The organism is Shewanella fodinae (assembly GCF_014651955.1).
Taxonomy (GTDB): Bacteria; Pseudomonadota; Gammaproteobacteria; order Enterobacterales; family Shewanellaceae; genus Shewanella; species Shewanella fodinae.
Genome location: NZ_BMXW01000019.1, coordinates 35,549 through 47,254, shown reverse-complemented (window position 1 = coordinate 47,254; position 11,706 = coordinate 35,549). Strand labels below are relative to the sequence as shown.

At 47.4% G+C, this 11,706-nt stretch carries 9 protein-coding genes and 1 pseudogene; 4 read left to right on the top strand and 6 right to left on the bottom strand.

Annotated elements, in window-relative coordinates; all coding sequences use genetic code 11:
- Positions 1–80 precede the first annotated feature (80 nt).
- Positions 81–605 (top strand): hypothetical protein, encoded by a 525-nt coding sequence (locus tag IE064_RS14855; RefSeq protein WP_308427327.1) that lies wholly within the window; start codon positions 81–83, stop codon positions 603–605.
- A 274-nt stretch (positions 606–879) separates the two neighbouring features.
- Here IE064_RS14855 and IE064_RS14850 read toward each other — a convergent pair whose 3' ends face one another.
- On the bottom strand, positions 880–3,333 hold the full coding sequence (locus IE064_RS14850; protein WP_189618516.1) for an ABC transporter permease: 2,454 nt from the start codon (positions 3,331–3,333) through the stop codon (positions 880–882).
- Positions 3,334–3,335: 2 nt separating this feature from the next.
- On the bottom strand, positions 3,336–4,049 hold the full coding sequence (locus tag IE064_RS14845; RefSeq protein ID WP_189618554.1) for an ABC transporter ATP-binding protein: 714 nt from the start codon (positions 4,047–4,049) through the stop codon (positions 3,336–3,338).
- Between the two features lie 22 nt (positions 4,050–4,071).
- On the opposite strand from IE064_RS14845, the gene IE064_RS14840 reads away from it, so the two are divergent.
- Positions 4,072–4,656 carry an arylesterase gene (locus tag IE064_RS14840; RefSeq protein WP_189618552.1) on the top strand — a complete coding sequence of 195 codons (585 nt, stop codon included), beginning with the start codon at positions 4,072–4,074 and terminating at the stop codon, positions 4,654–4,656.
- Between the two features lie 25 nt (positions 4,657–4,681).
- On the opposite strand, the gene IE064_RS14835 is transcribed toward IE064_RS14840, so the two are convergent.
- Positions 4,682–5,185 carry a GNAT family N-acetyltransferase gene (locus IE064_RS14835; RefSeq protein ID WP_189618515.1) on the bottom strand — a complete coding sequence of 168 codons (504 nt, stop codon included), beginning with the start codon at positions 5,183–5,185 and terminating at the stop codon, positions 4,682–4,684.
- A 150-nt stretch (positions 5,186–5,335) separates the two neighbouring features.
- Here IE064_RS14835 and IE064_RS14830 point away from each other — a divergent pair, with 150 nt between their 5' ends.
- Positions 5,336–6,394: a DUF3083 family protein gene (locus IE064_RS14830; protein WP_229800074.1), complete on the top strand. Its 1,059-nt coding sequence runs from the start codon at positions 5,336–5,338 to the stop codon at positions 6,392–6,394.
- A gap of 64 nt (positions 6,395–6,458) precedes the next feature.
- On the opposite strand, the gene sohB is transcribed toward IE064_RS14830, so the two are convergent.
- Positions 6,459–7,481 (bottom strand): protease SohB, encoded by a 1,023-nt coding sequence (gene sohB, locus IE064_RS14825; RefSeq protein ID WP_189618511.1) that lies wholly within the window; start codon positions 7,479–7,481, stop codon positions 6,459–6,461.
- A 224-nt stretch (positions 7,482–7,705) separates the two neighbouring features.
- Between sohB and ycaO the strand changes: the two genes are divergently transcribed.
- Entirely contained in the window at positions 7,706–9,472 is a 1,767-nt protein-coding gene (gene ycaO / locus IE064_RS14820; RefSeq protein ID WP_189618509.1) for a 30S ribosomal protein S12 methylthiotransferase accessory factor YcaO, read from the top strand.
- Between the two features lie 42 nt (positions 9,473–9,514).
- Here ycaO and IE064_RS14815 read toward each other — a convergent pair.
- Both IE064_RS14815 and IE064_RS14810 read right to left on the bottom strand, forming a co-directional pair.
- Positions 9,515–9,811: pseudogene (locus IE064_RS14815) on the bottom strand (IS4 family transposase); the annotation flags it as partial.
- 144 nt (positions 9,812–9,955) lie between these two features.
- Positions 9,956–11,548, bottom strand: a complete 1,593-nt coding sequence (locus IE064_RS14810; protein WP_189618507.1) for an ABC-F family ATPase — start codon at positions 11,546–11,548, stop codon at positions 9,956–9,958.
- Positions 11,549–11,706 lie beyond the last annotated feature (158 nt).

Below are 11,706 nucleotides of genomic sequence, written 5' to 3'. Positions count from 1 at the left end.
ACATCTGCTTCATCTCTCTTGTCTAGCGTCAAAAGTCTATCGCTATCCGAATAACTTGCTGAATAAGAGAGATTAAAGAGATGATGAAGAAATTTATTTTAACCGCTATGGCTTTGGCCAGTGTAACTGCATTTGTGTCTATAAACTCAGCAGCATCTGACCTTACAGGTGTTCCTTATATCAAACTCAAGCCAACTGAAGTCGCTGGTGTTCCTTATATCAAACTCAAGCCAACTGAAGTCGCTGGTGTTCCTTATATTAAACTCAAGCCAACTGAAGTTGCCGGCGTTCCTTATATCAAGCTCAAGCCTACTGAAGTCGCTGGTGTTCCTTATATCAAACTCAAGCCAACTGAAGTAGCTGGCGTTCCTTATATCAAACTCAAGCCTACTGAAGTCGCTGGCGTTCCTTATATCAAACTCAAGCCTACTGAAGTCGCTGGCGTTCCTTATATCAAGCTTAAGCCAACTGAAGTTGCTGGTGTTCCTTATATCAAGCTCAAGCCAACTGAAGTCGCTGGTGTTCCTTATATCAAGCTCAAGCCAACTGAAGTCGCTGGTGTTCCTTATATCAAGCTGATATCTAACGATACATCCATCGCATAAGAGGTAAATACAATGATCAACTCAATCAAGAAAATTCTGGGTTTTTCTAAGCCTCAACGCAAAAAAGCAAAACTTCCAGAAGGGCTTCAACATCTGGAAGTAGTAACAGCAAATGGCTGGTGGAATTAATAGATGATTACCAAAAGAAAGGGAGCTTCGGCTCCCCTTTTTATTAAATACGACATATCACTTGATATTGTCATATATGTACACGGATAAACATTGCCTTATGGCAATATCCACAAGGAAAATATCTGCCTATTTTTTGAACATTTTATTCTAACTTTAATAGTTCACCGCACGATTTCTGCAACAATTGCCAACAACGCCACAATCCCAGCGTCGCTACCAAGGTAGCACCAGCGCTTGGGGCCATTAGCCACCATGCCCAGTGGGCATATACGTTCAATTCAAACACCTGCGTTTTTAATAACCAGATAGAAAATTCAGTCACGATTACCGCCAAGGTCCCAGCAACAAACCCCAATATTGCAAACTCTAAGCTGGTTGCCCAGCGCAACAACCCGCCGGAGGCGCCAAAGGTTCGGAGTATTGCCAGCTCTCGCTGGCGAGTTGCCATCCCGGCTTCGGTCTGCGCTAACATCACTAACGCACTTGCCATAACAACGAGTACCAGCACCAATGTCAATGCCAGAGACACCTGCGATACAATGCCTTTCAACTGGCTGATAATAGCCCCGACATCAATAATAGAAACAGTCGGAAACTGGCGAATAAGCTCAAGTACCACATTTTTTTGATTATCATTGAGATGAAAACTTGCCATTGAGGTATAGGCAAAAGGCGCCATGGCTTCACGGGTAAAAATCATAAAGAAGTTGGGCTGCATGGTTTCCCATTGCACAGCCCGGATACTTGCCACCTTAACAACCACCGTCTGATTATCAATGACAAAGCTCAAAGCATCCCCGAGATTGATGCCTAGACGTTCGGCAACCCCTGACTCCACAGAAACTTCGTCTGCGGCCTGATTAAAATGGCCTTGCAGAATCCGATTATGGCGCGGCAAAGTATCTCGCCAGGTCAGATTGAGTTCCCGAGATATCCCCATCCGTCCGCGCTGCCCCTGCTCTTTTTGTTCCGATGTAATGACTTCTTCACCGTTAATTGCGCTAAGACGTCCGCGGATCACCGGATAGATATCGGTTGCGTCAATCGCATGTTGTTGTAAAAACGTCTGCATTGGTGAGACTTCTTCCGGCGCGATATTCACCAAAAAATAATTGGGAGCATTGTCGGGTAACTGCTTTTGCCATTCCTCCAAAAGATCCTGTCGTAACGCCAAAATAATTAACAGCAATACCAAGGCACTGGAAAAACCCACCAGTTGTAGCGCATTTTGTCTGGCGCGGCGACGTAATCCAGCAAGCGCCAGAGACAGTGGATTGGTGGTTTTCATACCTATGCTCTGGCCCATACGGATCAGCAGCAACCCCAACACGCCTAATAACAGCCCTAATAACACCACACTTGCCACAACGGTGAGCGTCAATGTCAGCGACCTTGAATACAACCAACCAAGTAACCCCATGGCAAGTAAACTAAGCATCAGATGCAGCCACATCCCTAACTTTACGCCTTCCAACTGTCGCTGCAGTACTCTAAGAGGCGGAATATTGAGTAAACGTAACAATGGATAAGCCGAAAACATAAATGCGCTGATAAAACCGGTGGCAACGCCCAACAACAGTGGACGTAACACGGGTGCTGAATACGCGGCTATTTCGGCAGGCAGTGCCAGCATTATTAATGCATCCAGCAAAAAGCCTCCCAACAAGCCAAGTATCACTCCCGCAACGGTTACTAATAGTAAATGCATACCAAACAGAATGCGGATCTGCCGCGCACTTGCGCCAAAGGTCTTCACCATTGCCACCACATCGTAATGACGCTGGCAATAACTCTGCGCTGCAATGCCAATGGCGGCACAAGCCAATGCGATGCCTAACAAGCTCGACAACAACAGAAAACGTTCGGCACGCTGCACAGCACTGGCAATAGGAGAATCACCTGACTGCACATCTACCCAGCGCTGTGAGCTGGTGAGTAGCGGTTTCGCAAAGGTTTCAAAGGCCTGTAATTGTGCTGGCGTACCAACAAACTGATAAAGATAAGTGACGCGACTCCCGGGTTGAATAACGCCTGTGGCGGGAACATCATCTAGCCGCATTAATACTAGCGGCGCAGAAGCAAAAATATTAAAACCAGCATCGGGTAACCGGCTGAGAGCGGCGCCCATTTTCAGACGGCTGTTGCCAAGTTCGACGGTATCTGGATGTCCCAGCAGCGCCGCTAAACGGCTTTCATACCAAAGCTCTCCGGGTAATGGCAGTTTATCGGTGACGCCGCTAGTAAGTTCAATGTGGCCTTTTAGTGGGTAAGCATCATCAACAGCTCTTACCGTTACTAACTGAAACTCATCACCGCTGTAGACCATCGAATTGAATTGCAGATTTTTAGACAGCTTAAGCCCAAGCTTCGTTGCCTGCTGCAGAATAGTGCCGTCTAACAGTACAGGAGAGTTAATAATCCTGTCAGCCGCAATAAATTTGCTGGCCTGTCCATTAATTGCCACCTGTAAGCGTTCACTCACCCGTGCCAATCCGGTCACTGACAATACCGCCAGCGTCAGTGCCAGAATAATCAGTACCAATTGTCCCTGCTTCAGTTCACGCCTGAATAAGCGCCATGCGAGAGTCCACTCCATCGTTAACGCTCCCCAATAACTTGACTACTGCTATCAGCACGCTGTTCAAAAAGTTGGCCATCATCCATCAGTAATTGACGCTCACAACGTTGTGCCAAATGCAGATCATGGGTCACTAGAATTAACGTCGTCGCACTTTCTTGATTTAGCGCAAACAGCATGTCAGCGACCTTATCGGCATTGTGTTTATCCAAGTTGCCGGTGGGCTCATCAGCGAATAGCACTTGGGGATCACAAATAAAGGCCCTAGCAATAGCCACCCGCTGTTGTTCCCCCCCCGACAGCTGTTTTGGGTAATGCGCTAAACGGTGACCCAAGCCAACCCGTTCAAGCATCCGCTTGGCTTTATCTCTGGCGTCTTTAATGCCAGCAAGCTCGGCTGGCAACATGACATTCTCCAGCGCGCTCAAAGTATCAACCAGCATAAACGACTGAAAGATAAAACTGACTTTCTGCTTGCGCAGCGCGGCCTTTTGCTCCTCATTCAGCCCAGATAACGGCTCGCCGTCTAACCAGATTTCACCAGAACTGGGGGTGTCCAATGCCGCTAACAACCCAAGCAATGTGGACTTGCCAGAACCAGAGGGGCCAAGAATGGCCACACTCTGGCCCCGCTTGACATCCAAATTAATGCCTTTCAGGATAGTGAGGTCCCCTTCCTGAGTCTTGACGGTTTTTACTAACTGGGAAACTTTTATGGCACTGTTGTTCAAAATCGCTTCCTTATACTGTCGTCCGATGGTCTGTTTACCATTGTTATTAATGCTAACGTCTTTACCGCTTCATGCTGCTACGTTGCTGGTACTAGGAGACAGTCTAGGTGCCAGCTATGGCGTTGATGAACATAAAGGCTGGGTTGAAGAGTTACGCAACGCATTACCTGAGCATACCATTATTAACGGTTCTGTCAGCGGTGAAACCAGTGCCGGGGGGCTGCGACGATTGCCAGGATTGTTGCAATCAGTGCACCCTGATGTCGTGCTGGTGGAATTGGGGGGTAACGATGGCTTGCGTGGATTTTCCCCTGCGGAGTTGAAAAAAAATCTAAAAAAAATCATTGAACTATCACAGCAAGCAGGTGCCAAGGTATTGTTGTCGCAAGTCATGGTACCACCTAATTATGGCCCACGTTATGAAAAAGCCTTCATGGCAGTTTACCAACAACTGGCGGAACAGCCTCAAGTAACCTTAGTGCCATTTTTTATGACAGTTATTGCCCCACATCCAGAATTGATGCAGCGCGATGGCATACACCCCAATGAACAAGCACAGCTAACTATCAGTAAGTTTATGTTGCCGTGGGTGCAGAAGGCACTAGAGTAAACCTGCTGCGGCAATTTGCCGAAACTTAGAGCCAAGTATGAAAGACATCGACGTCATGTCCTTGGAACTGACTGCGAGCAGATATCTGCATCCCTAACTTATGAGCTAACGCTGCTGATGCCTGATTACCCGGCATAATCAGTGCAATCGCTTCATCTACGCCACACAGTGTTTTAAATAATGGTAATGCAGCACTGGCGGCTTCAAAACCAATCCCCTGTCGCCAATATTGGGGAAAGTAACGATAACCAAGTTCTACTTTATCAAAATCTGCCAGATATTTGGGGCCGCAGAAACCAATGACCTCGCCGCTGGCTTTCAATTCTACCGCCCAGCGACCATAACCATACCGTTCATAATCAGCGTAAATCACTTCTTTTAGCACTTTTTCAGCGTCTCCCAGTTGCTGAAAAGGCACTGACGGAATGTAAGTCAAGATCTGTGGATCTCGGTTCATCTCGAAAAGCACCACCAGGTCATCGTCTTGAAAATGGCGCAGGATCAATCTGTCACTGGCAGCTAGGATCATCAGCATTCCTTCGGATTAGTTTTATTCATAAAAACGGTAACTTAGCATAAATAAATGTCGTGCTGAAAGCCGCTTGCCTTCTATATTTCCGCCCATGAAAAACGGTTAAAATATCCCCATTCGTTGAATGACGATTTATAAGGAATGATTATGTTGATGCAAAAACTATACGTACCGCTGGCTACGCGCACCAATCAGTACATTATGGCTGACATCAAGGTCACTGATGCCCTACTGGCTCATTATGACAGCTACGAACATTGTTACCGCAGCATCAGCGAACAGTTCTTTAAGCTGACAGCGGAGCAGGAGCTGTTTAATGTTCATGTTATCGCCAATGACAAATTGCCGGTTGTGCGCTATCACACTGAAGCCTATACCCTGCAAACCGCTGAACAGATTTTGTTCTTTTATAACCCGGCTTACCACGAAGCACAAAGTCTGTTCTTCGAACCGGACTACAAAGCCCGTAAGCTGCGTTTGCTGTTTTTGGCGACCGGTACTGATATTCGCGCGAATGCCGCTAATTTCCATAACCGTGTTCGCGCTGTGGTCAGGGATCTGTTGCCACTATTGCCGGAACAACAGTTAAACGTCAAAATTCGTGACCATCAGCATATGACCTACGATCTGTTTGCCTCAGCTAAAGGAGAGAACAAGACCTATGGCTACAAGCTGCGTAATATTTATATGCGTTATAAATCCAGACAGTGTGAACTGCCAACCAACTACACATCTACTGCCTACGTTAAAGTCACCTTGCCATTAAGCCGTCAATTAAAGATGGCGGTTCTCAAACAGGATACAGGCGATTACTCCGCGTTGTATCAATACTTGGAAGACCGTTTTTTGGCGGCCGCTAACCAAAAGCATTTGAAACATGTGGCGATGGTGGGAAATGGCCTGACCCCATTGGTACGAAATAGCAAATATGAAGAGTTGGGTTCCACCAAAGAAACCGTAATGATCGGTTTTAATCCCAACGACAATGAAGCCAAATTCCTGCAGCATTGGGATGGCAAAAAACAGGTAGAAGCCGTCGATTTCATTCTGGTTGCTACCCGCGATGATTACTCTGAGCCAGGCTACTGTCGCTATATGAATCAAGTGGAGGCCGCGCTGAAAGAGTTTGCGAAAGCCATTGAGCTTGACCCTAAAACACAGGAGATGATGGTCGGATTCTATCAGCACATCAGTTACCCGCTGTAATACGGCAAAAACAACAAAGGCAAGGTAATTTACCTTGCCTTTGTCTTCTGCAGCGCCATAACAACTACATAGGGCGATTTTTCTGCAGTAACCGGTCGTAGCATTCACTGAGCATCAAAGATGCGCTATGCGCCAGCTTATCAGTAATCTTTTTACGGATCTGATAACGCACTTTAATCACCTGTTTCTCGTCCGCCAATTTCATCAGCAGATCATCACTGGTGCCAATCTCATCCACCAATCCCAACGCTACTGCTTGTTGTCCGTACCAATGTTCCCCCGTGGCCACCTTGGCGACGTCTAACTGTGGTCGGAAATTACTCACAAATCCCTTAAATAATTCGTGCGTCTGTTCCAGTTCTTCCTGGAACTTAGCGCGTCCTTCATCGGTATTTTCTCCGAATAAGGTCAAAGTCCGCTTGAATTCCCCAGCTGTATGCTGTTCATAATCGATATCATGTTTGCGCAGCAACCGATGGAAATTAGGTATTTGGGCAACCACCCCGATGGAACCTACAATCGCAAAGGGCGCCGCAACAATATGATTCGCGACGCAGGCCATCATATAGCCACCACTGGCGGCAACTTTATCCACACACACCGTCAGCGGTAATCCGGCACGTCTGACGCGCTCCAACTGGCTGGCGGCTAAACCGTAACCGTGTACCATACCGCCGCCACTTTCTAGGTTAACCAGCACCTGATCAGATTTTTCGGCGATTGCCAGCACCGCAGAAATCTCTTCCCGCAGCGAAGCCACTTCAGAGGCTTCAATACCCCCTTTAAATTCCAGCACAAATACTCGTGGTTTAGTGCTCTCAGCGGATTGCTGATCTTTATCTTTCGCTTTCTGCTCCGCTTTATGTTGTTTTTCATAGGCTTTAAAGGCCTTTTTATCCAATAACTCTGCCTTCAGATGATGCCGCAGTGACTGCAGTTCCTCACTGATATGAGTCAATTTCAGCTCGCCACGCTCATGTTTTTGCTTCATCGAAGCCGCAACGACTAATAACACCACAGCAGCAACTGCTAGCACGATGGTAATCGCCTTTGCCAAAAACAATCCGTAATCGTATAAAAATTCCAAGTGACTGAACCCCGGCAGCCGCTGGCTGCAACAGACTAAAAAATTGGAGGTCATTCTAGCAGTCAAGCCGTTGATAAAAAACCTGTATGTGCAAGCTGTTACCTCTGGTAACAATTGGTGTATTCACAGGCTTGCCACACTTGTTGAATGATAATGATTGCCAAGAAACATCGCAGCTGTGCTAACATGCGCCCCCTCGCACCGATAATCTCGCAAGGCTTTTAATGACTCTGACATACATCCCCGGTAAAGACGAAGCGCTGGAAACGTCGATCAATACCATGCAACAGCGGCTGGCAAATCTTGGCTTCGATATTGAACAGGCTTCGTGGCTGAACCCGGTTCCAAATGTCTGGTCAGTGCACATTCGTGATCGTAACTGTCCGGCATGTTTCAGCAATGGTAAAGGTGCCAGCCGTGATGCAGCACTCGCCAGTGCACTGGGTGAGTATTTTGAACGGCTTGCCTGTAATTACTTTTTTGCCGATTTTCATCTCGGGGAAGCACTGGCGAATGCCCCATTTGTGCATTATCCCAATGAAAGATGGTTTCCAGTGAATGACACCAGACCCGAAGGGTTACTTGACGACTATCTGTGGCGGCATTACGACCCGCAACAAGATTTAGATATTGCCACGCTGATTGATGTGCAATCAGGCAATCCACAACGTGGCATCTGCGCCTTGCCGTTTGAGCGGCAGTCTGATGGCGAGCTGGTATATATTCCAATGAATATTATCGGCAATCTTTATGTCAGTAATGGGATGTCAGCTGGCAATAGCAAGACCGAAGCTCGTACCCAAGCGTTGTCTGAGTGCTTTGAGCGCTATGTTAAAAATAAGATTATTGCCGAATGCCTTTCGTTACCGGAAATTCCGACTGAGGTACTGGCACGTTTCCCCAAAGTCCAACAAGCAATTGCGGCGTTGGAAGCTGAAGGGTTCCCAATCACCTGCTTTGATGCCTCATTAGGCGGTCGTTATCCGGTTATCTGCGTCACTTTATTCAATCCACAAAATGGTGGCTGCTTTGCTTCCTTTGGTGCACATCCACGCTTTGAAGTAGCGTTGGAGCGTACAGTCACAGAACTGCTGCAAGGCCGGAGCCTGAAAGATCTCGATATTTTCCCATCGCCGTCATTCGACAATGATGAGGTAGCAGATCACACCAATCTGGAAACTCACTTTATTGACTCATCCGGCTTAGTCTCTTGGGATCTGTTCCGTGAAACCGCCGATTATCCCTTCAGTGACTGGAACTTTAGCGGCTCAACTGAAGAAGAGTTTGCACATCTGCTGGCAAAATTTCAGGATGAAGGTGCCGAAGTTTACATCGCAGATTACAGCCACCTACAGACCTATGCCTGCCGCATACTGGTGCCTGGCTATTCAGAGATCTATCCGGTGGATGACCTGTCATTTGCCAATAACAACCGAGCGATGCGGCTCCGTTCACTGATTGAGCAGTGGTTACAAATACCGACAGATGCGCAAAAAGCTGAGCAGGTTCTGGCCGAAATTGATGCCTTGGATTTAGATGAGTTTCAACCGCTGGATCAGTTGTTGTGCATTGCAGTAGACCCTAATAGTGCATGGGCAACATTGCGTATTGGCGAGCTGCGCTGTTTGTTGGCGCTAGCGTTGAACGAACTACAAGACGCTCAAGATTGGGCGCAGTGGACCGTGGATTTCAATGCTTATGGCATCTCGGCAGAAAAACAGCCCCGTTTACGCTTTTATCACGCATTGCTGGCCCTTTTGCAGATGCAGGCAGAAGACCGGGAACCAGAGGAGTATCTGCCGAAATTCCGCCGTTTATTTACCGAGCATGATGTGACATTGGCGTTGCAGCATATCAACGGTCAAATTGCCGCTTATGATCTGCCCAAAACCGGAGGGTTACTGAGTTTTAATAAACACCAGAGCCTGTTACAGGCATATGCAAAGCTACAGAAGGCCAAAGCCGCATTCAGCGACTGGCGCCATATTTAAAGGCGCCAGATAAAAAGCCTGTATTGGCTTAATGCCGTTCACTCAAGAGTGAACGGCATTTTTCTTGGCTCTAATTAGCAACTTAATTCTGCTCATTTTAAGAACGCGTGGATAAGCCCTTTCCCATTTACCATCCAACTTAAATTGCCGTGCCTTGCGTTCTATTTCCAATACGTTTATCGGGACATTGCCCGGCGCTTGTGATGACAGTTGTGTCAATTTGAAGATGATATGACACGCTACATCCCGAAAACTCTGTTGATCGGGATGGACTGATAGTAAGCTTTTAGCCATCAATAACATCTTATATCTGATGAGATTATAGGCCAGCAGCAGGCCGAGCGAGTGCTTCTAAGCGTTACATAAAAAATCCGATGACATAAAGTCATCGGATTTTGATCTTTTCAGCAAAACCGTCAAGCGAACTGTCTTAACTGATCGGCATTACTGCATTGGCAGGCCTTTTTAAGACAATTGGCTAATTCAACCGTCAATGCCCTTACTGGCCAAAAATTCGTCGTAGCGGCCTTTAAAGTCTGTCACGCCGCGCGCGGAAATTTCGATGATCCGATTTGCCAGTGACGACACAAACGCACGATCATGAGAGACGAAGAACAAGGTTCCTTCATACATTTCCAGCGCGTTGTTGAGTGATTCAATCGATTCCATATCCAGATGGTTAGTCGGCTCATCCATCACCAGAATATTGGGTTTCTGCAACATCAGCTTGCCAAATAGCATGCGGCCCTGCTCGCCACCAGACAGCACCTTGACCGACTTCTTGATATCATCGGCACTGAATAGCATTCGCCCTAAGACTGCGCGCACAGCTTGGTCATCATCCCCCTCACGGCGCCACTGACTCATCCAGTCGAACAAATTCATATCGTTCTCAAAATCGTCAGCATGATCCTGTGCGTAATAACCAATGCTGCTGTTTTCTGACCACTGAATAGTACCGCTTTTTTGTGGTAAATCATGGATTAGCGTGCGCACCAAGGTCGTTTTACCCGCACCGTTTTCACCCAAAATGGCAATGCGCTCGCCCACTTCGGCAATCAGGTTAACGTTATTGAACAACGGGTGGTCAAAGCCGTTACTGAGGTTTTCGACAATTAGCGCATTGCGGAACAACTTCTTGTCCTGCTCAAAGCGGATATAGGGATTAACACGGCTGGATGCCTTAACTTCATCCAGTTTGATTTTATCAATCTGCCGCGCGCGGGAGGTTGCCTGTTTTGCCTTAGAAGCGTTTGCGGAAAAGCGGGCAACGAAGGTTTGTAATTCAGCAATCTGGGCTTTCTTCTTGGCGTTGTCTGCCAGCAAGCGCTCACGCGCCTGCGACGCTGCCGTCATATATTCATCGTAGTTGCCTGGGTAGATCCGTAATTCGCCATAGTCCAGATCCGCCATATGGGTACAGACAGAGTTGAGGAAATAACGGTCATGAGAAATGATGATCATGGTGCTGTTACGCTGGTTCAAAGTTTCTTGTAACCAGCGAATAGTATCGATATCCAAGTTGTTAGTGGGTTCGTCGAGCAGCAAAATATCGGGGTCAGCAAACAACGCCTGTGCCAACAACACGCGCAGTTTCCAGCCTGGAGCGACTGCACTCATCAAGCCAAAATGTTGCTCCAGTGGGATCCCAACACCCAGTAGCAGTTCCCCCGCCCGAGACTCTGCGGTGTAACCGTCCATCTCGGCAAACTCCATCTCCAGTTCGGCAACCTTAATACCATCTGCTTCGCTCATTTCCGGTAACGAATAGATACGGTCACGCTCTTGCTTCACTTGCCAGAGTTCTTTATGGCCCATGATCACAGTATCAATCACGCTAAATTCTTCATAGGCAAATTGATCCTGGTTCAGCTTGCCAAGGCGTTCATTGACATCCAATGACACATTGCCCGATGTAGGTTCCAGCTCACCGGTGAGGATTTTCATGAAGGTGGACTTACCGCACCCATTGGCGCCAATCAAGCCATAGCGGTTACCGTCACCAAACTTGACGGAGATGTTTTCAAACAGGGGCTTTACGCCGAACTGCATGGTGATATTCGCGGTTGTGATCACGTCAGAAATTCCAAATTTGTCGCTGTAAGGATGAAAAATTCAGCCAGCGCTGAGGCTGGCGGATAAAGCGCGTCACTATAAACAGCATCGGCGAATTTATCAACCGCAGCGCCATGACACTTGTCTGACAAAAGCCCGCTACCGCAGAAAATAGCGGG